13 protein-coding genes and 3 riboswitches are annotated in these 22,111 nt (G+C 35.5%); of the genes, 10 read left to right on the top strand and 3 right to left on the bottom strand.

Going from position 1 to position 22,111, the window contains the following annotated elements; translation table 11 throughout:
• The first annotated feature begins 19 nt into the window (after positions 1-19).
• A complete protein-coding gene (locus tag MKX66_RS17755) occupies positions 20-2,881 on the top strand; it encodes a YhgE/Pip domain-containing protein (RefSeq protein ID WP_341086831.1) in 2,862 nt (953 codons plus the stop codon).
• A 41-nt stretch (positions 2,882-2,922) separates the two neighbouring features.
• Here MKX66_RS17755 and topB read toward each other — a convergent pair whose 3' ends face one another.
• Positions 2,923-5,112, bottom strand: coding sequence for a DNA topoisomerase III (gene topB, locus MKX66_RS17750; protein WP_002124971.1), 2,190 nt, complete (start codon positions 5,110-5,112; stop codon positions 2,923-2,925).
• Between the two features lie 228 nt (positions 5,113-5,340).
• A riboswitch (TPP riboswitch) is annotated at positions 5,341-5,450 on the top strand.
• A gap of 72 nt (positions 5,451-5,522) precedes the next feature.
• Here topB and thiM point away from each other — a divergent pair.
• The gene (gene thiM, locus MKX66_RS17745; protein WP_341086829.1) at positions 5,523-6,329 is read left to right on the top strand and encodes a hydroxyethylthiazole kinase; all 807 of its coding nucleotides are present in this window, start codon (positions 5,523-5,525) and stop codon (positions 6,327-6,329) included.
• A gap of 16 nt (positions 6,330-6,345) precedes the next feature.
• The gene (gene thiE, locus MKX66_RS17740) at positions 6,346-7,005 is read left to right on the top strand and encodes a thiamine phosphate synthase (protein ID WP_341086826.1); all 660 of its coding nucleotides are present in this window, start codon (positions 6,346-6,348) and stop codon (positions 7,003-7,005) included.
• Positions 7,006-7,122: 117 nt separating this feature from the next.
• Here the strand turns inward: thiE and MKX66_RS17735 are convergent, their stop codons facing one another.
• Positions 7,123-8,436, bottom strand: coding sequence for an anaerobic C4-dicarboxylate transporter family protein (locus tag MKX66_RS17735; protein WP_002091236.1), 1,314 nt, complete (start codon positions 8,434-8,436; stop codon positions 7,123-7,125).
• A gap of 282 nt (positions 8,437-8,718) precedes the next feature.
• A riboswitch (cyclic di-GMP riboswitch) is annotated at positions 8,719-8,803 on the top strand.
• Between the two features lie 140 nt (positions 8,804-8,943).
• Between MKX66_RS17735 and MKX66_RS17730 the strand changes: the two genes are divergently transcribed.
• The 7 genes from MKX66_RS17730 (at position 8,944) to MKX66_RS17700 (ending at position 19,458) form a co-directional block, all read left to right on the top strand.
• Positions 8,944-10,683 carry a methyl-accepting chemotaxis protein gene (locus MKX66_RS17730; RefSeq protein WP_078204733.1) on the top strand — a complete coding sequence of 580 codons (1,740 nt, stop codon included), beginning with the start codon at positions 8,944-8,946 and terminating at the stop codon, positions 10,681-10,683.
• A 163-nt stretch (positions 10,684-10,846) separates the two neighbouring features.
• Entirely contained in the window at positions 10,847-14,419 is a 3,573-nt protein-coding gene (locus tag MKX66_RS17725; protein ID WP_227495838.1) for a non-ribosomal peptide synthetase family protein, read from the top strand.
• 51 nt (positions 14,420-14,470) lie between these two features.
• Positions 14,471-14,572, top strand: a riboswitch (TPP riboswitch).
• 101 nt (positions 14,573-14,673) lie between these two features.
• Positions 14,674-14,994, top strand: coding sequence for an MTH1187 family thiamine-binding protein (locus MKX66_RS17720; RefSeq protein WP_000082898.1), 321 nt, complete (start codon positions 14,674-14,676; stop codon positions 14,992-14,994).
• A complete protein-coding gene (locus MKX66_RS17715; protein WP_002091231.1) occupies positions 14,966-15,739 on the top strand; it encodes an ABC transporter permease in 774 nt (257 codons plus the stop codon). Before MKX66_RS17720 ends, MKX66_RS17715 begins: the two co-directional genes overlap by 29 nt.
• On the top strand, positions 15,736-16,734 hold the full coding sequence (locus MKX66_RS17710) for an ABC transporter substrate-binding protein (RefSeq protein ID WP_002124979.1): 999 nt from the start codon (positions 15,736-15,738) through the stop codon (positions 16,732-16,734). The genes MKX66_RS17715 and MKX66_RS17710 overlap by 4 nt, the downstream gene beginning before the upstream one ends.
• Complete coding sequence (locus MKX66_RS17705) at positions 16,731-17,480, top strand: ABC transporter ATP-binding protein (protein WP_326996960.1); 750 nt, start codon at positions 16,731-16,733, stop codon at positions 17,478-17,480. The genes MKX66_RS17710 and MKX66_RS17705 overlap by 4 nt, the downstream gene beginning before the upstream one ends.
• A 445-nt stretch (positions 17,481-17,925) precedes the next feature.
• Positions 17,926-19,458, top strand: a complete 1,533-nt coding sequence (locus MKX66_RS17700; RefSeq protein WP_002140244.1) for an ABC-F family ATP-binding cassette domain-containing protein — start codon at positions 17,926-17,928, stop codon at positions 19,456-19,458.
• Between the two features lie 472 nt (positions 19,459-19,930).
• On the opposite strand, the gene MKX66_RS17695 is transcribed toward MKX66_RS17700, so the two are convergent.
• Positions 19,931-21,955, bottom strand: a complete 2,025-nt coding sequence (locus tag MKX66_RS17695; protein ID WP_326996958.1) for a glycosyl hydrolase family 18 protein — start codon at positions 21,953-21,955, stop codon at positions 19,931-19,933.
• Between the last annotated feature and the right edge of the window lie 156 nt (positions 21,956-22,111).

The following is a 22,111-nucleotide window of genomic DNA, read 5'->3' as shown; positions in this document are numbered from 1 at the left end:
TAATTAGGTGATAACTTTTATGAAACAAATTTGGCGTATTTATAAGACAGATTTACGGAATGTAGCCAAACATTGGGCTGCAATTGTTATTGTTTTAGGGTTAATGATTTTACCATCGTTATATGCATGGTTTAACATTAAAGCTTCTTGGGATCCTTACGGAAATACGAAAGGAATCCAAATTGCAGTTTCTAACCAAGATGTTGGATCAAATTTAAGAGGGAAAGATATTAACATCGGGGAAGAAATTGTAGATTCACTTAAGAAGGACAAAAATTTCGGGTGGAAGTTTGTTGATGAAAAGCAAGCAATTTATGGAGTAGAGCGTGGAGATTATTCCGCAAGTATTACTATTCCAAAAGATTTTTCTGAAAAGATTGCAACGGTCTTGAATGAAAATCCACAGAAACCAGAACTTGATTACTATGTAAATGAAAAAGTAAATGCGATTGCACCGAAAATTACAGCTAAAGGTGCATCGGGTCTTACAGAAGAGGTTAGTAAAAACTTTGTTAAAACAGCAAACGGTGAGATTTTTAAAATCTTCAATGACCTTGGAATCGATTTAGAAACAAACTTACCAAGCATCGAAAAAGTAAAAGATCTTGTATTTAAATTAGAAGCGCAGTTCCCAGAAATGAATACACTTATGGATAAGGCGTTAGATGATGCGACTCGAGCGGAAGATATCGTGAAAGTAGCACAAAAAGATCTACCTGTTGTAGAGAGTGTAATAAATGATGGGCAGGAAGCATTGGCAAACTTAGATAAGTTCTTTGCGAATCAAGATCAAACATTGAAAAATGCTCCAGGGACGATAAGAAATGATTTAGTAGCAGCCAAAGGTGTTATGGATAGCGCAGCTGCATTTACTGACTTTTTAATGAATCCGGGTGTGGATTTAGCTATTCCTGATTTGTCTGGAATGAATGGATTGCCTGAATTTCCAGCGAGACCGGACCTTTCTAAGTTGAATAGTGATGGTTATAAAAATATAGCGCAAAATATTAATCAAACAGTCAATAATGTTTTAAGTTCATCCCGTGCAGGAACAGCTTATGCACAAAGTGTTATGGATGGATTGCAAAATGGGAGCGTTGACCCAGAGATAGCTAAGAAAAATATTTCAACTATATCTAATAATCTTCAAACGCATATTGACAATCTCTCTTATGTAATTGATGTTATGGCTCGTTTAGAGCAAGGAGCTCAAACTGAGTTTGGGCAAAATTTCTTTAAAACAAGAAAAGAGCATTTAACAGCTATTAAAGATGGACAACAAGATTTAAATAATCGATTTAAACGTTTAAATGATTTGATTAGCACAGGTCAAGAAGTAAAACAAGATGTGCGAGATGGAATCAATCAGAAACTAAATGAAACAAATGCTTTAATCGATCGAGCTGAAAAAGATTATAATGAAACATTTGTAGCAGATTATCAAAAAGCAGTTAGTACAGTAGATCAAGCTAAAGCTGATGCAAATGCAGCATATGATAATGCAAAAGCAGATTACGATAAAGCGAAAAATGGCCTTGAAGGTGCTAAAGCAGATTTACAAAAAGCAAAAGAAGATATACAAAATAAAGGTGTTAATGGTTTAGATTCAACAAAAGTAGCTTTAAATAGCTTAAATGGTCAATTCCAATCTGGAATCGGTTTAATTGATGATATGATTCCCGTTCTAGAAAGCACAAATAAGGTTTTAGCAGATGTAAATAGTGATAAAAACCTTAATAATGGAATTGCAAAATTAAATAAAGCGAAAAGCAGTTTACAAAAAGGTGTAGAGGCAACGAATAAGGGTATTACACTTCTTAACAATGGCCAGAAACCGACAAAAGATGTAATTGAAAGTATTAACAATGCTGCGAAAGGCGGAGCAGCTCAATTAGCAGATGTATTATCGACGTATGATGCAGAAATTGTACCAGGCTTCAATACAGCAATTGCTCGTACAAAAGAGATGTCGAAAAATACAACTCAAATTTTAAATGATGCGGACAAAAAGCTTCCAGATGTTAAAAAATTACTAGAAGATTCATCAAAAGGCTTAGTAGACGGTAGAAAGAAATTAGCAGACATTAAAGCTGAAATGCCGGAGACTGAGAAAAAGATTAAAGAATTAGCAGATAAAATTCGTGATTTTGAATCTGAAGAGGATATAAAAGACATCATACGCTTATTAAAGAATGATGTTGAAAAGCAAAGTGACTACTTTGCAAATCCAGTAAATTTAAAAGAGAATAAATTATTTGCAATGCCGAACTACGGTTCAGCAATGTCACCATTCTATACAGTGCTTGCATTATGGGTAGGCGCATTATTAATGGTTTCATTATTAACGGTAGAAGTACACGAAGAGGGCGCGAATTATAAGAGCCATGAAGTTTACTTCGGACGTTTATTAACATTCTTAACGATAGGTCTTTCACAAGCGTTTATCGTATCAATGGGAGATATATTCTTACTCGGTACGTACGTAGTCGATAAGTTCTGGTTTGTGTTATTTAGTTTATTTATTGGGGGAGTATTTGTTTGTATCGTGTACTCACTCGTTTCTATTTTCGGAAACGTTGGGAAATCGATGGCGATTATTTTACTTGTACTACAAGTAGCAGGATCGGGCGGTACGTTCCCAATTCAAATGACACCACCATTCTTCCAAGCGATTTATCCGTTCTTGCCATTCACATATGCTATTAGTGCAATTCGTGAAACAGTAGGTGGAATGCTTTGGGATATAGTAACTAGAGATTTACTTGTGTTAAGTGCTTTCGTAGTAATCATGGTTGTGGCTGCATTATTACTGAAAACACCAATTAACAAATCAAGTGAAAAGTTTGTTGAGAACGCAAAAGGAAGTAAAATTATTCATTAAAAATAAAAGGTTCCTACCGATAGTGGTAGGAACCTTTTTGTTTAATCAAATTTTAATTTCTTTAATGCTTCTGCGAATGGATTGTTTAATGGTTCTTCTTCTTTGTTCTGCTGTTTCATATATTTTTGAACGTCGCGTTTATCAGCTTTGCTGCCGGATTCTTTTTTACGTCTCTCTTGGAATGTAGAAAGTTTCTCACGATAGCCACATTTACATGCGAAAATTTGGCCTGCTCCTTCACCACGAAGTTCTAGTTTCTTTTTACACTGAGGACAGCGTGCATTTGTAGTGCGGGATACATTTTTACGGTGACCACATTCGCGATCTTGGCATACAAGCATTTTACCTTTTTTACCGTTTACTTCTAACATTGGTTTACCACAGTCTGGACAAGACTTCGTTGAAATGTTGTCGTGTTTATATTTCTTATCACTCGATTTAATTTCAGCAACAATTTCTTTCGTATAGTTCTTCATTTCTGAAATGAATACTTCTTTCTTTAATTTTCCTTTAGCGATAGCTTCTAACTTTTGCTCCCATTCACCAGTTAGTGTAGGAGATTTCAGTTCTTCTGGCACTAAATCAAGTAACTGACGGCCTTTTGAAGTAATGTGAATATCTTTACCACGTTTTTCAAGCAAGAACGAATTGAATAACTTGTCGATAATATCAGCTCGTGTAGCTACAGTACCTAATCCACCAGTTGACTTTAACGTGTCAGCAAGTTGTTTGTTTTGCGTATCCATGTATTTTGTTGGGTTTTCCATCGCTGAAAGTAATGTTGCTTCATTAAAACGTGCAGGTGCTTTCGTTTGACCTGATGTTTGGACAATTAGTTTTATGTTTAATGTATCGCCTTTTTCGATGCGAGGTAAGATTTGTTCTTTTACATCATCGCTTGCATCATCATCTTCAAATCGATTTTCATAAACCTCTTTCCAACCAGCATGTAAAATCGTTTTTCCGCGTGCGATGAACGTTTCGTCACCAATTTTCGTGCGCAATGTTAGTTGTTCATATTCAAAGGCCGGGAATAAAACAGCTAAGAAACGTTTTACAACTAAGTCATAAATTTTACGTTCTTTATCTGTGAAAGCTGAGAAGTTTACATAGCTCTCTGTTGGAATAATTGCGTGATGATCACTTACTTTACTATCATCAACAAATGATTTATTAGATTTTACAGGTTTCTGCAATACTTTATGTGCTAAAGGACGGTATTCTCCAACTCCGCAAGCCTTCAGACGCTCTGGAAGTGTTCCGACAATATCAGATGAAATATAGCGTGAATCTGTACGAGGGTACGTTAAAACTTTATGCTGTTCATATAATTTTTGCATAATGTTTAATGTTTCTTTCGCAGAGTAACCAAATATTTTATTCGCATCACGTTGTAGCTCAGTTAAATCGTAAAGACCAGGAGCGAACGATTTCTTTTGTTTTTTATCAATGTCTACAACAGTAGCATTTTGTTTACTAATTTTGTTCACGATTGCATCAGTTTTTTCTTTATTAAAGCTACGGCTATTTCCTTTTGTATCTTGCCAAGTTAGCTTTAATCTCTCAGCTGTTTGAGCTTCGATACCATAGTAAGTTTGAGCTTTGAAATGTTTGATTTCATCTTCACGGCTTGCAATCATGGCTACAGTAGGTGTTTGAACACGACCACAATTTAGTTGGGCATTAAAGCGAGTAGTTAATGCTCGAGTCGCATTAAGTCCGATATACCAGTCAGCCTCTGAACGTGCGACAGCTGAAGCGTATAGATTGTCATATGCTTTTCCTGGTTTTAAATTTGCGAAGCCATCTTTAATTGCTTTATCGGTAACAGATGAAATCCATAGACGTTTAATCGGTTTCTGCATTTTAACTTTATCGATAATCCAGCGTGCGACCAACTCTCCCTCACGACCGGCGTCAGTAGCTATAATGATTTCATTTACATCTTTTCTAAGAAGCTGACTTTTTACAGCGTTAAACTGCTTCCCTGTTTGTTTAATAACGGTTAGTTTTAAACGCTCCGGTAGCATTGGTAAATCTTCTAAATTCCACTGTTTATATTTCACATCATAGCTTTCTGGATCAGCTAATGTAACGAGATGACCTAAAGCCCAAGTAACAATATATTTACTACCTTCAAGATAGCCGTTCCCTTTTTTATCACATTTCAGTACACGTGCGATATCACGTGCAACAGAAGGTTTTTCAGCAATTACAATACTTTTTGCCATATTTAAAAACATCCTTTCAAATTTCCATACGTTAAATATAGCATACATCTTTGTTCTATTCAGTCTTGCTGACGGTTTGAGTTATTTGTGGTGAAATATACGTGTGAGAGTTTTACTTATATAAAGGCGAAGAATGGTTGAACCAGGAGAGTTCTGATCTCTATCATTCTATAAAAGTAAAGAACTTGTTATTTTACTAGAATAAGAGTAGACTTTGAAGTAGATGAATAATAAACACATGGGAGTTTGTGGATGCAAACTGAGAGTATGACTAGTCCGTCATTGACCATTTGAACCTGTTGGATAATGCCAGCGTAGGGAGAGTGTAAAAGCACATGTTCAGGCACTTTGCGTACGCGCAAAGTGCCTTTTTGTGTATCTCCCATTACTATAGTTAGGAGATGAAAAGGATGAATATGAAAGAAATTAGTAAAGTAGTGGATTTGGTGAGAGAGTCTAATCCACTCGTGCATAATATTACAAATGTTGTTGTAACAAATTTTACAGCAAACGGTTTGTTAGCATTAGGAGCATCACCTGTAATGGCGTATGCAAAAGAAGAAGTAGCAGAAATGGCTAGCATTGCGGGAGCCCTTGTTTTAAATATGGGTACACTTCGTCCTGAAGAGGTAGAAGCGATGTTACTTGCTGGTAAATCAGCAAATACGAATGATGTACCAGTATTGTTTGATCCAGTTGGGGCAGGAGCAACTTCTTATCGAACAGAAGTTGCGAGATATATTCCAGCTGAAATCGATTTAGCTGTTATTCGCGGAAATGTAGCTGAAATAGCTAACGTTATTAACGAGAAATGGGAAATTAAAGGTGTAGATGCTGGTACTGGCAACGGTAATGTTGTAAATATTGCAAAACAGGCAGCGGATGACTTAAATACAGTTGCGGTAATTACTGGAGAAGAAGATGTTGTTACAGATGGAGAGCGAACTATTCTTATTCGAAATGGCCATCCTATTTTAACGAAAGTTACTGGAACAGGTTGTTTACTAACTTCTGTAATAGGAGCATTTGTAGCGGTAGAAAAGGATTATGTAAAGGCAGCAGTAGCGGCATTAACGTTTTATGGTGTAGCTGCGGAACTGGCAGCTGCTAAGACAGTGGAGAAGGGACCTGGTAGTTTCCAAATTGAATTTTTAAATCAGTTAGCAAATACAACTTCAGATGATATTGAGAAGTATGGGAAGATTGAGCTTATATAGTAAGGAGGGGAACTAGATGTCGCGCATTACAATGGATGAAATGTCTAGGTTATTACCAGTATATTTTATTATGGGAAGTAACAATTGTACGAAGGAGCCACTACAAGTATTGAGGGATGCACTAGAAGGCGGTATAACAATTTTTCAATTTCGTGAAAAGGGAGAAGGGGCTTTAACGGGAGAGAAACGTATTGATTTTGCGAAAGAACTGCAAGCGCTTTGCAAGGAGTACGATGTACCATTCATCGTAAATGATGATGTGGAACTAGCCCTCGAGTTAGATGCAGATGGCGTGCATGTTGGACAAGATGATGAAGGAATTACTTCTGTTCGTGAAAAAATGGGTGATAAAATTATTGGAGTATCTACACATACAATTGAAGAAGCACGCTGGGCGATTGAAAATGGAGCCGATTATTTAGGAGTTGGTCCAATTTTTCCGACGAGTACGAAAAAAGATACAAAAGCGGTTCAAGGAACGAAAGGTCTAAAGTATTTTAGGGAACAAGAGATTACAATACCGATCGTTGGGATTGGTGGGATTACGATTGAAAATACAGCTTCTGTTATAGAAGCGGGTGCGGATGGTGTTTCAGTTATTTCAGCGATTAGCTTAGCGGAATCTGCGTATGAAGGTACGAAGAAATTAGTTGAGGAAGTAAATAAGAGTTTGTAGAAAAAGCCTATGTAATATTTTAAATGCTATATGGAGGAATAGACTGCCAAAAAAGTTTAAACAAACGTTTGATTAAAAAAGCACAAACCTTTTTAAATAAAGGTTTGTGCTTTTTCTTTAAAACATAATTGAAATTAAGAGCATTCCAATTCCAATAGAAGTAAAGGTTGCGATCAGGCCCGGAATCATAAAGCTATGATTTAAAACATATTTACCAATTCCTGTTGTACCAGTACGGTCAAAGTTAATTGCAGCAACGATTGTCCCGTAGTTTGGAATGAAGAAATATCCATTTACTGCAGGGAACATCGCAATAAGTAATGCCGGCGGAATACCAAGTGATAGTCCAAGTGGCACTAAAGCACGAACTGTTGCTGCTTGGCTATACAGTAAAATAGATAGAATGAATAGTGCAATAGCAAATAGCCATGGTGCACTTGTCACTAAGTGTTGAATTGATCCTTGAATTATATTTAAGTTTCCGTTGAAGAAAGTATCTCCCATCCAAGCGATACCAAAAATAGCAACAACTGCTGTTGCGCCTGCTTTAAAGACGTTACCAGTTACAATGCTTTCCACATTTGGTTTACAGAAAATAATAATGAGAGCAGCAATGGTTAACATGACCATTTCAATTGTGTTTGGCATGGAAAGACGAGCTAACTTCCCGTCAACCATCCATCCCGGACGAAGGGCTTCAAATGAACCAAGAAGTACGACAAGGAAAGTTCCTACTAGGAAAAGGATAACTGATAATTTAGCGCCTTTTACACCCGCAAATTCTTTTTTCTCTTCAAGTTTAGGGATCATTCCCTCTTTTAATCGCTTCAAGTATTCAGGGTCTTCATTTAATTCTTTTCCCATTTTACTAGCAACGAATGCAGCTACCATACAAGCAATAAAAGTAGAAGGGATACTGACTTTTAAAATATCTAACAAGGTGATTTTATAGTCGGCTAACATTGCTAAAAGTGCAACTGTTGCAGCCGATATTGGACTAGCTGTAATTGCCTGCTGGGAAGCGATAACGGCAATTGACATTGGTCGTTCAGGTCTAATTCCTGATTCGCGAGATACTTCGGCGATAACGGGAAGTACAGAATAAGCGACATGACCAGTTCCCGCGCATAGCGTGAATAAATAAGTAACAATAGGAGCAAAAAATGTAATACGCTTTGGATTTTTTCGTAATGCTTTCTCAGCAAGGTAGACAAGGTAATCCATTCCTCCAGCAGCTTGCAAAGCACCGGCAGCTGTAATTACTGCTAAAATCATAAGCATTACATCAATAGGAGGAGCTGTAGGTTGTAAGTGGAAGACGAAAACAAGTATTGCCATACCAACGCCACCCATTACTCCTAGACCAACTCCGCCCAGGCGTGCACCAATAAAAATGCAGATTAGTAACGTAAGAAATTGTAGCCAAAACATGATAAACTACCTCCGAAATTCGTAAGTTAAGATATATTCGAATAGTTTGATTTGAATGAAAAATAAGTAATGATCCGAAATAATCCTTGTATTATATACATTTTTTATTATATAACACAAGAAATGTAACATTCACGTACTTTGTTAAATTATTTCAAAAAAATAATCCGTTAAAACTTTATATTTATATGTATAAATGGGTGGACATTTTAATTTTTATGTTGTAATCTTTGAAAGAGAATATTGTAATTCTCATAGAACTCCCATATCGTTCAACTCGTTCAGCGAGAAAGGCAAACTGATGGAAACATGAGGACGCAAAACTACAGGAGCTAAGGTCGAAAGGCTATGCTAGCCAGTTACCGGACGGATAGGGTTGGTCTTGGCCAATGCTTTTACATTGGTCTTTTTTTATTCTCGAACATATTGAGAATCATTTCTAAACAAAATATTCGTATATTTTGTTTTTTTGTTTTTAATTTTGATAATTAAGGAAGGTGAATATTAGTGAAAAAGTATTGGCATAAGTTATCATTTCTTCAAAAGAACGTCTTATTAACTGTCTTAGTTATTTTGACGCTTGTTGGAAGTATGGGTGCATTAAGCTTCAACATGTTTCAAAATAGTATGATGTCTTTATTTGAAAGACAGTCTATTGAAACGGGAGAGATAGTGCTAAAAAAACTGGATGTAGAATTAGTTAGAGACATGACGAAAGATCCTACAGCCGAAAGAGTGAAAAAAGAAAAGTTAACAGGGCAATTAGATGAAGTGTCAAAAGAATTGAAAAGTGTTGGACAAACGTATGTTACAGGAGCAAAAGCGAATGAAAAGCGAGAGTTACAACTCGTTGGTTTGACTACAGAGTTAACAAATGCAGTCCCTGTAAAGCCGGGAGATTATTATGAACAACCCGCTCATTGGATGAATGCATACGATAAAGTGATGGATACGAAAAAGGCTCAGATGACAGAAGTATATGAAGATGAATTAGGTTCGTGGGTGACAATATTAGAGCCAATTACAGATGGAGAAAACAATATTGTTGCAATTGTTGCGGCTGACTTAGATGCTTCTATCGTTCCTAGTACAAAGAAGAATTTTGTGATACAGGGTATACTCTTTATTATTATTTCATTAGCAATGGCAACTATTACTCAATTCTTTATCGTACGTCACTCGTTAGCTCCATTAAAAGATTTACGAGAGGGATTACGTAAGATTGGTGAAGGTGATTTAAGTATTAAATTAAAAGAAAGACCAGATGATATTGGAATTATTAATATATATTTCAATAACACGATTGATAAATTTAAAGGGATTATAGATAAAGTAAGACAGACTGCTGAGCAAGTTTCTTCTTCTTCACAAGAATTGTCGGCAAGTACAGAGGAAAACAGTATGGCAGTTCAAGAGATTGCAAGTTCTATTGAAGGTTTAAGAGTAGGAGCGCAATCTCAAGAAACTTCAGTACAACAATGCCTAGGAATTGTACATGGAATGGAAAATAAGGTAGAAGAGATAACTGGGGCTGCGAAACAAGTTGCAGTTGCTTCAGAAGGTATGGAGCAACATTCAATTGAAGGTAATGAAGTCATTGGACAAATCATTAATCAAATGAGTTTAATCCAAAATGCAGTACAAGATTTATCTTCTATCATCTATTCGTTAGAAACAAGGTCAAAAGAAATTAGTGATATTGTAACTGTAATTACAGGTATTTCAAATCAAACAAATTTATTAGCCTTAAACGCTTCTATTGAAGCTTCACGTGCTGGAGCAGCTGGAAGAGGGTTTGCAGTTGTTGCTGATGAAGTGCGCAAATTAGCAGAACAAACTGAAACGTCAGCGAAAGATATAGCGAAATTAATTAGTGAAACGCAGACTGAAACAGAAGAGGCTGTAGTTTCAATGCAGAAAGGTTCAAAAGAAGTAGAATCTGGAATTACTCTTGTTCAAAGTAGTGGTGCGTTCTTCGAGAAAATTTCAAAGTCAGCACAGTCTGTTACAGATCAAGTTAGGGCTGTTTCTAGCAACTCAGGTGATATTTTACAAAATAGCCAGAATATCGTTCAAGTCGTAAATGAATTATCACATATCGCGAATACTTATGCGAATAGCAGTAGTAATGTTGAAGAAAGTATGAAGGAGCAAGAAATATCAGTACAAGATATTGCAGAATTAGCTACATCTTTAAGTTGGCTTTCACAGGAGTTACAAGAGTTGATTGGAGAATTTAAAAGTTAATAAAAAATATAAGGTGTAGATATAATCTGCACCTTTATTTCTTTAATTAATAGTCTAATATCTAAATTTAAGGATGTTAGAGGTAAAACTTTAATCAGTAGGGGATGAACACCCCCACTGATTAAAGTTTCACTTTATTTTATGGAGAGCGAGAGGATTCAGTATGAGTATTTTCTTAAAACGTTCATATGTGGAGAGATATGAACAATTTTTGCAACAAAATTATGAACCACTTATGATACCGAAGGATTTTCAAGTAAACGAATATAAGCAGATGAAAATTGAGGATATACAAGCGATCGAACATAGTAAGTTAGATATAATAGTCGCTACTTTTGTATGGTTGCATCATGTTAGTAATGAAAAATGTATAGTGATTCCTCATTATATGGAACAGAGTAGTTATCCGTTATGTATTACGATTTCAGAGGAACTTTCTTATGAAGAGCTAAAAGTAGAAATTAATGATCAAATTGTGCAGTTAGAAAACATGGAAGAAGTACAAAAAGTATTATTACAATATGATGAAGGAAAATGGGGGAAACCTGCAGTTACAGTAGGAAAAGAGAATAGAAATAGTCAGTTGAACTTTATTGAATTAAAGAATAATTACTTTGAGGTTTCTTATAATAAAATGCAATTGGAAGAAAAAACAGCGACTCGTTATATAGAGCAAATTGAGTATGTATTACAGCAAGGAATTACAAACGAGAAGCAATGTATTGTAGCTATGGATATTATTCCAGAAGAAGAGTTAGCAATATATAAAGAGATAAATCATACAGAAGTACCATATCCGAATAAGAGTATTTCCGATATGTTTTATGAAACAGTAAGGAAGTTTTCAAATCGTATAGCTTTATCTTCTTTAGAAGGAACATTAACATATGAACAACTAAATAAGAGGAGTAACCAAATCGCTCATATGTTATTACATAATGGAGTGAAACAAGGCGATTATGTTGGTATCTTTATGAAGCGAAGTATTGATACGGTAGTAAGTTTATTAGCGGTTTTAAAAGCAGGCGCTGCGTATATTCCAATCGATCCAGATTATCCTGCCAATCGGGTGCAGTATATTATTGAGGATAGCCAATCGAAATTAGTGCTAACAAAAGAAACAAAAATTCCGTATGAAGGCATTCGCGAGTTGTCTCTTTATGATATTGAAAAATTTTCAGATGCAGATGTGAAATTGTCAATTCATCTTGATGATATTGCATATATGATCTACACATCAGGTTCTACAGGAAACCCGAAAGGAACAATGCTTGCGCACCGCGGGGTAGTTAATTTATGTACATGGATGCAAAGACATTATGAATTAACAGAAGAAGATATTTTTGCACAGTTCCCATCATTTAGTTTCGATGCGTCTATTTGGGAGTTATTTGCTTCATTGTTCTGTGGTGGAAATGTATATGTTTTATTAGATGAGCAAAGACTTTCAGTCGATGCTTTTGCAAATGCAATTTATAAAGAAAAGGCAACATCTATTTTAGGATTAGCTACAATTTTCTTACAACAAGTAGCAACATACCTTCCAGATGAAAGTAAATATAAGTTGGATTCATTAAAGAGAATTGCAGTTGGTGGAGAAATGCTTACTGCTGAAGTAGTGAAATTATGGCGACAGAGAATTGGTACTCATGTTCAATTGAATAATGCATATGGTCCGACGGAATGTACAATTACAACAACTACTTATCCAATTCCAGAGGAGTTAAATGATAAATTTGCTAGTATTCCAATTGGGAAGCCAGCGGATAATTATAAAGTTTGGATATTAAATGACAATATGAAAGTTTGTCCAATTGGTATTCCAGGAGAATTATATATAGAGTCAGTAGGTATCGCGAAAGGTTACTTTAATAAGCCAGAGAAAACAGAAGAAGTGTTTATTCCACACCCTTTAAAACATGATAGTAGGATATACAAAACAGGTGATATTGTTAAAGTATTGGAAGATGGAAATATTGAATTTCTACACCGTAAAGACAATCAAGTGAAAATTAGAGGACACCGAATTGAACTAGGTGAAATCCAAAATACAATTGCAAAATATGAAATGATAAAAGATGCGGTTGTATTTACGAAGAAAAGTGAAGAAGGTAGTCATTATTTAGTCGCTTTCTATACAACTGTTAATGAAGTTGCTATGGAAACCTTAATACACGATTTAAGAGAACAATTACCAGATTATATGGTGCCATCTAAGTTAATTTATATTAATGAACTGCCACTTACACCAAATAAAAAGGTTGATGTGAAGCGATTAGCACAACTGGAAGAAGAGTATGAGCCAGTTCGTTCACAAGAATATATCGCACCATCTACTGAAGCGGAAGCAAAAATAGCAAAAGCTTGGATTGATGTATTAGGCGTCTCGAAAGTTAGTGTCCATGACGACTTCTTTACAGTTGGTGGGCATTCGTTAAAGGTATTACGAGTTTTAACTCTATTGAAAGAGGATTTCCCGCATTTAACAATTCAAGACTTTTTCCAGGAACGCACAATATATAGGTTATCGCAAATTCAAAGGGAATTAAAAGTAGAGGAAGAAGACATATTCCGTGAATATAAAGTAATTCATGAGCCAGCAACAATTTCACATATAAAAGAAGTGAAAAGCGGTAAAGTTTCAAATATCTTTTTAACAGGAGCTACTGGTTATTTAGGTTCTCACATATTGCATGAATTACTAAAAGATACAACAGCACATATTTATTGCTTAGTAAGACCAACGCAAGATATACAACAAAGAATTGTTAATACATTAACAAATTACTTTAAAAATATAAAAAAAGAATGGCTACAACGCATAACAGCAGTACCTGGTGATCTCGGGGCAGAGAATCTTGGTATGAGTGAGGAAGAATTTAAAGTCATTCGTTCCAAGGTTGATACTGTAATTCATTGTGGTGCAGATGTAAGACATTTTGGAGATGTGGCTCAGTTTGAAAATGTGAATGTGCAAGGAACGGGTCGTATGCTAGCGTTAACTGAAGAAGGAGCGACATTCCACTTTGTTTCAACAATTGGTATTCCGATAGAATTAGCGATGGATCAATGGGATATATATGAAAAAACAGGTGATTTTAACTACGATGTGGTGTTGGAGAATGTGTATTCTAATAGTAAACTACAGGCAGAAAACCTTGTTCGTGAAGCGATAAAAGATGGTGTACGAGGAAATATTTATCGTGCGGGTAACTTAGCTTGTCATTCAGAAACAGGAAGGTTCCAACAAAATATTGAAGGAAATGCATTTTATCGTCTGATTAAAGCGATGTTACTTATTGGACAAGCTCCGAATGTAAAGTGGAAAATTGATTTTACACCAATTGATTTTGCTAGTAAATCGATTGTAACATATGTACAAGATTCACAAATAGCTGGAGAAATGTTACACATCTGTCACCCATGTCAAGTTGAATTTGAACATTTTATAAAGCTAATTGAGGGATGTGGATACAACCTTGAAATGGTTCCACTTTCGGAATATGTAAATACCGGGCTTGAATTAGCGAAGGGAAATGAAGTAATAGCAGAGCTAATTGCTTCTCAAGTTGCAGGAGATGGAGCACAGCAATCTGAAATTGTAATGGGTACTCGTAGAACGAATGAATGGATTAAGAAAAAAGAACTGGTAGTGCCAGCGATTAATAAAGAATTTATTCAGCAATTATTAGCTCATGGTGAAGAAGTTGGATATTTTCCAAAAATAATGAAATGATATGTACGCTTTTGTTTGTTCAATAAAATAAATCATGCTACAATGAAAACGAATTAAGAACCGGGGAGCCAATTGGCTGAGAGGATGTAAGTATACATCGACCCTCAACCTGATCTGGATAATGCCAGCGTAGGGAGTTACTTTAAAGTGATGTAGCATAAGTTATTATAGAATAACTTGTATACAAGGCTTTCCTACATGGTAGGAAAGCCTTTTCTTTTTTTGAAACCATATTTTGTAAGGGGGATTTTATTATGTCACAACAAGTTACAATTTCATTTTCAGTAGTACCACAAGCGAAGAACAAAGATGTGTATTCCGTTGTTGATAAAGCAATTGAAGTTGTACAACAGTCGGGAGTTCGTTATGAAGTAGGGGCAATGGAAACAACGTTGGAAGGAGAATTAGATGTACTTCTTGACGTCATTAAACGCGCGCAACAAGCTTGCGTCGATGCTGGAGCAGAAGAAGTAATTACTTCTATTAAAATTCACTATCGTCCAAGTACAGGCGTAACGATTGACGAAAAAGTTTGGAAGTACCGTGATGAATATGCAAAACCAGAAGCGATCTAAAATAATCACAACAATTTGGCTTATCCTTCTCATTGCTATATGGGAAGGATCTGTTTCATTATTTAAAATTGAGCCGTGGATTTTACCGAAGCCGTCTGCAATTGTGCAAGAGTTAATTGGAATGAAAGATTTACTATTACCGAATACAGTGCAAACGTTACAGGAAGTAATAATTGGGTTGTTTTTTGCAATTTTACTTGGGACGAGTATTGCTATCATTATGGATGTCATCCCTTTATTTCGGATTTTAATGAATCCATTGCTCGTTATTTCGCAAACAATTCCAATCGTTGTGCTCGCACCATTATTTATTATTTGGTTTGGATACGGAATGTTGCCAAAAGTAATGGTTGTTATTCTTGTTTGTTTCTTCCCAATTGCGCTTAGCATTTTAGAAGGTTTCCAAACGGTAGATAAAAATATGCTGAAACTGTTACAAACAATGAAGGCAACGAAATGGCAAGTTTACCAGAAAGTAAAGTTTCCAGCAGTACTCCCATACTTTTTCTCAGGTTTAAAAATTGCTGTTACATATAGTGTGATGGGGGCGATTATTGGGGAATGGCTTGGTGCCAGTGAAGGATTAGGAGTTATGCTTACAAGAGCAACAAAATCCTTTTTAACGGCTCGAGTATTTGGTGTTGCAGCGATTATCGTCATGGTGACATTATGTCTGTACTTTATTGTTGAATTTATGGCAAGAATAACAGCACCATGGATATACAGAAAGGGCGGCAGAAAATGAAAAAAGGTTTAAAAATTATGTTAGCTGCATTATTAGCAGTAACTGTTGCCGGATGTAATCCGGCGAAGAAAGAAGAAAGTTCAAGTAAAGATAAAAAAGTAAAAGTCGTTTTAGATTGGTTTCCAAATACGAATCATACTGGCTTATATGTAGCGCAAACGAAAGATTATTACAAAAAGCAAGGGCTTGATGTAGAAATTATCCAGCCTGGTGATAATGTAACGGCAGAGCAGATGATTGCTTCTGGGAAAGCAGACTTTGCGATAAGCGCACAAGAAAATGTAACATTAGCTCGTGTTGAAGGAATCCCAGTTGTTTCTGTTGGTGCAATTATTCAGCATAATACCTCTGCTTTTGCATCTCTAAAAAAAGATAATATGACGTCACCGAAAGATTTTGAAGGTAAACGTTATGGCGGCTGGGGGGGACCAGCAGAAGAAGCGACGTTAAAGACGATTATGGAGAAACATCAAGCTGATTTTAATAAAGTTGAAAAAATTATTCTTGGACAAACAGATTTCTTTAAATCAATCGGTCGTGATGCAGACTTTGAATGGATTTATTATGGATGGGATGGAATTGAAGCGAAGCGTCAAGGAAAAGAGTTAAATACAATTATGGTAAAAGACTTAGATCCAGCGCTTGATTTCTATAGTCCTGTTATTATTACAAGTGAAAAACATACGAAGCAAGATAAAGATTTTGTGAAAAAATTTATGACGGCAACGACGGAAGGTTATGATTTTGCAATTAAAGAACCGAAAGAAGCTGCGGATATTTTAATTAAAGCTGTTCCAGATGTGAATAAAGAATTAGTACAAGAAAGCCAAAAGTGGTTAAGTACAAAGTATCAAGATGATGCAAAAGCGTGGGGAGTACAGAAGGAAGAGATTTGGACAAATTACATGAATTTCTTATATGACAACAAAGTTATTAAAAAGAAAATCGATGTAAAAGATGCCTTTACAAATGAATTCCTTCCAAGTGAAAAATGAGTGGATTACAAATAAAAGATATTGTAAAAGCTTTCGATGGAAAGAATGTATTAGCAAATATTAGTGCGTCTATACAAGAGGGAGAGTTTGTCTCTTTTGTAGGTCCGAGTGGTTGTGGAAAAAGTACATTATTAAATATGATTGCAAGTGTTGAAGAGCCAACGAGCGGAGAAGTGTTTTATAACGAGGAGTATGTAAAAAAACAAGATGTTGTTAGTTATATGCCACAACAAGATTTATTACTACCGTGGCGATCGGCTTTGCAAAATATCGTTCTTCCATTGGAAATCGAAGGGAAGCCTAAAAAACAAAGGCTGACAGAAGGAATGGAAGCATTAAAGCAATTTGAGCTAGATGAATATGCAAATCATTATCCAGATGAATTATCAGGTGGAATGCGTCAAAGAATTAGTTTCCTTCGTACGTATTTATGTGAAAAGCCAATTATGCTGCTGGATGAGCCTTTTGGAAAATTAGATGCATTTACAAAAATGGAAGTACACAGTTGGCTTTTAAATTCTTGGCATCAAGAAAAGCAAACAATTGTTATGGTTACACATGACTTAGATGAGGCAATTTTACTTTCTGATCGCGTATTTATTTTATCTCAAAGACCAGCATCAATAGTTGGCGAGGTCCAAGTGGAATTACCTAGGCCGCGAACGATGGATATGTTAACATCTCTTGAGTTAAAGAAGGATAAGGAAGAAATTTTAAGAGTATTGGCTCCTTACATGAAAAAATAGAAAAAAGTCTTTTAACAGTTTTTTGTATAATTGCTGTTAAGAGGCTTTTTTCTATTGAAGGAGAAAGATGAAATCTATAGGGGAAATAGTGGGTTCATTAATATCGGATAAATTGGAAGAAGGAACAAAAGAAAAAGTAGAGAATAGAATATAACAGAGTGGTTTATACTCTTAATATAACAAATGTTAAAGGAGTGAAAGGATAAAATGACTTTATCAACTGTTCTTCAAATGGTTTTAGCTTGATACGGGAGAAGTCTGCCCATTTTTAACAAATAAGCTAAATTGAAGACAGCAGGTAAAGAACCTTAATCCTTTCTTACGATAATATGTAATGGGTAAGGTGTATTCACCTTACCCATTTTTATATGTATAACTAAATAAGGCTTTATACTGTTGTTCTCTCTATTTAGCTTATGGATCATAAGAAAAGGAGAGAAAAAAGATGAGTATATTAACAGTAGAAAATGTAAGTCATTCATATGGTGAGAAAACCATTTTATATAATGCGTGCTTTCGATTATTAAAGGGCGAACATGTTGGGCTAGTAGGGAAAAATGGAATTGGAAAATCCACATTATTACGCTTGTTAACAGGAGAACTTATACATGATGATGGAAACATTGAATGGTTTCCACATGTGAAGATTGGCTTTTTGCAACAGCATATAGATTTACAAGAAGGCATAACAATTGAAGAATACTTGCAAAGTGCGTTTTCTAACCTGTATGAGTTGGAACGTGACATGTTAAAACTTACAGAAGAGATGGCTGGAGCAGGAGAAGTAGCGAAATTGTTAGTAAGGTATGGAGAGTTACAAACTATATTGGAGAATTCTAATTTTTATCAAATTCATACAGAAATTGAGGAAGTAGCAACAGGCTTAGGCTTGTTTGAAATAGGATTGGAAAAGGATGTTTCAAAGTTAAGTGGTGGTCAGCGGACAAAGTTGTTACTTGGGAAACTCCTTTTAGAAAAAGCGGATGTTTTATTATTAGATGAGCCAACTAACTATTTAGATACAGCACATATAGAATGGTTGCAATCATATTTACAAATGTATGAAAAAGCTTATATTATCATTTCGCATGATGAAATATTTTTGAACAATATTACGAATGTTATTTATCATCTAGAAGAACGAAAGGTTAAGCGCTATGCGGGAGATTATGAAACCTTTTTGCAAAGTTATCAATTACAAAGGAAACAATTACAAGCGGCGTATGCGAAACAACAAAAAGAAATTGCACATTTAGAGGGTTTTATTCAAAAAAATAAAATTCGTAAAGCGAAACAAGCGAAAAGTCGTGAAAAAGTATTAGAGAAAATGAAAAAGGTTGAAAAGGTTAACGATGTACCTCGCGCCCGTTTTGATTTTAATGTTTATACTGAGCCAGTGAGTCGTATATTACAGGTAGAGAAACTGAAAATTGGTTATGGTGAACCGTTATTTCCAGAATTGGATTTTCAAGTGAAAAAAGGGGAAAAGATTGCGATTATTGGTCATAATGGGATTGGAAAAACAACAATGTTAAAAACATTACTAGGACAAATAAAACCGTTAGGCGGCTCAGTTTCTGTTGGGGAACGAGTAAAACCCGCTTATTTTGCACAAGAGGAATTTTCCTCAGAAATAACTGCACTAGAAAGAGTATGGGCAGGGAGACCAGATATGACAAGAAAAGAAATCCGACAAGCATTAGCAAAGTGCGGATTGAAAGAAGAACATGTATTAAAACCTATCCAGTTATTAAGTGGAGGAGAACAAACAAAAGTACGATTATGCGAACTTATCGTAACTAAAAGCAATGTTTTAATTTTAGATGAACCAACTAACCATTTGGATACAGAGACTAAGACGGATTTACAGGAAGCGTTAAAACAATATAAAGGTACAGTTTTAATTGTTTCACATGAGCCCTCTTTCTATGAAGCATGGATAACGAAAATATGGAATATCGAAAAATGGAACGTTTAACAATAATCACAAAGAAAAGGCGTTAGCTTTTATGAGCTAATGCCTTTTCTTTGTGATTAACATGATTTTCGAGAACTCTCAAATGAGAATTGTAAGAAAAAGAACTCTTATGGTGCGCTTATAAGCGCACCATAAGAGTTCTTTTTCTTTGGTTATATTTATAATAATACTAGATGCCTTTCCCTAATAGGCTACTATCTTTTTTATATATATAGATAGTTTGAAATGGAATGGAAATGATTCCTATATGTAAAGGATAATGTGATTAGTATGGGAAGACAATAGAACTTAAAGGAAATTCATGTAAAATTCAGATGAACTTCACGCGAACTTCATACTAGAAACTAAATATAATTATAATAGGTTATTATAATATAAATTGTGATTTTTCATAAAATTAAAAGTTTGAATTTAGGATAGAGCACTCAAACCTAAATTCAAACTTTAGTGAAATAATTAATGGAGGTTACGTTTAGTTTTCATTAATGGATGCATTTACAAGTTCGGCGGGATTGCCTGTTCCTGCCCCTCCGATTGTAACTGATCCACCAGGAGGAATTTCACCATTCCATCCTGCATTCGTAATTACGTAATGATTATTTATTTTACTACTAATTTTAGAATCCCAAACTTGTGTTAAATTGCCGTTATAATCAAATTCTAATTTCCAGTTTTTAATAGGGGTCGTTCCGCTATTTTTAATTATAATTGAGAAGTTGTAACCACTTCCCCAATTTGAAGTGACTGAAAAGGTAGCATTGCCATTTCCACCGGGAGGTGTTGTGTTAGCATCATCTGTTTTTATAAGAATAGAAGTAGGTTGTGATTTGTTACCAGCAGCATCTTTTGCTAATACTGAAAATGTGTATTCTGTATTAGATTTCAAGTTTTTAATTGTAATGCTATTTGTTGTTGTACTCCATTTCTCTTCTCCGGCAGTAATTTCATATTCAGTAACGCCTACGTTATCAGTAGATGCAGTCCAGTTTAATTGAACTGAGTTTGAATTTTTATTTGTAACAGCAATATTTTTTACGTTTGTTGGTGGTTCAGTATCTTTTTGAGTAATAGGTCCACCAAGTAATTCTTTTACTAGCGTATCAAGTAATTTTGATCCACTACAACTATATTTTGGACTTGTACGGCAATCCCCGCTTAGTTCCCAAAACATTGCGCCACTTAAACCCTTTGTCTTTATATAGTCTGTTTTATATTTCATAGATTCATTGTCATCATAGCTAATAAAGGTTCCTGTAGTCGCATTATATAAATAAGGTACTTTCGCTACATCGTTCCATCCGCGAACAAAACCATTTTTATTCACATAATTAGATGCTAAATCACCATAATCGTACACACCTGTGTCACCGGTAGAATAATCATCCCAAGTGCCTTTAGAAGCGAGCTTTCCGTCACTACCTGGTTTACAAGGTTGGTATTGCCCATTATTTTCTTTTCCGCAACTTTTCCATCCACGTCCGTAAAAAGGTACACCTAATACGAGTTTATCCGCTGGAACCCCTTCATTTGTATAAATGTCTATCGCACCATCTACGTAAAATTTCGTATCCGCTGCGGGGTCATTTGGATCTTTGTATAGTGCAGCATTATGGTTAGAAGTAGCTTCCCACCCACCGTGGAAATCGTATGTCATAATATTAATCCAATCCAGTATTTGAGAAATCTTCTTTAGCTCTGTATGATCCGCATAACGTTGGCTTGCACCTGACGCGATTGTTAGTAAATATTGTTTACCATCTTCTGCACCAGCTTTCGTTAATGCATTTCGAACATCTTGAAGCAGAAGGGTGAAGTTTTGTTTATCTTCAGGACGATAACTACCACCAGGAATCGTTTCAACACCCGGGTATTCCCAGTCTAAATCAACGCCGTCAAATCCATATTCGCGAAGAAAAGCTACTGTAGATTCAGCGAATACTTTTCTTGTTTTTTCATCAGCGGCCATATCAGAAAAGCGGTTAGACCAAGTCCAGCCACCAACTGAAATAATTGTTTTTAAGTGAGGATACTTAGCTTTTAATCGTTTCAGTTCTCCGAAATTTCCACAGCGGGCATATTTATCACAATCTTCCCAAGTTGTACCCGATCCCGGATAAGATTTTGTGACATCAGCCCATGGTTCACCGAGTACGAGAGTGCCATTAGGGACCTCTTTATTTTGCAGTGGTACACCAGATTCTTTACAGTTCCACGTTTGTTTATTTGGATTATCGGGGTGAGTAGAAGGGTTTCCATGTTTTCCATTCCAGCAAATATCAGCGAAAGCATAGTTTAAATGAGTTAGCTTTGATGCATCAATGTCTGCAACTTGATAATTACGTCCGTAAACGCCCCATGAAGGAAAATACCCAACAATTTTTTGACCTTGCTTTGGTGAATCTGCTAATGCGAAATTTGGAGTAATAAAGTTTGTGAGAAAAAGAGGTAAGAAAAGTAGTAGGGATAGTAATAGTAGCGTGAATTTTTTTGATCTCATAGTCATTTCTCCTTTCAAAATAAAAGATATATTTAAAGGCATGCGCCAATAAACCAAAGTGAATCTAGACGTATGAAACGTCTAGATAAAAATGATCAGACATCACGAAGTCTATACAAGGGAGCTGGGGGTGATTAAATCGTAGCAAATGCAAGA

Origin of the sequence: Bacillus sp. FSL R9-9530, assembly GCF_038008145.1 — a bacterium.
GTDB lineage: Bacteria > Bacillota > Bacilli > Bacillales > Bacillaceae_G > Bacillus_A > Bacillus_A mycoides.
Note: the sequence above shows the minus strand (reverse complement) of the source record. Positions and strands in the feature narration are given on the sequence as shown.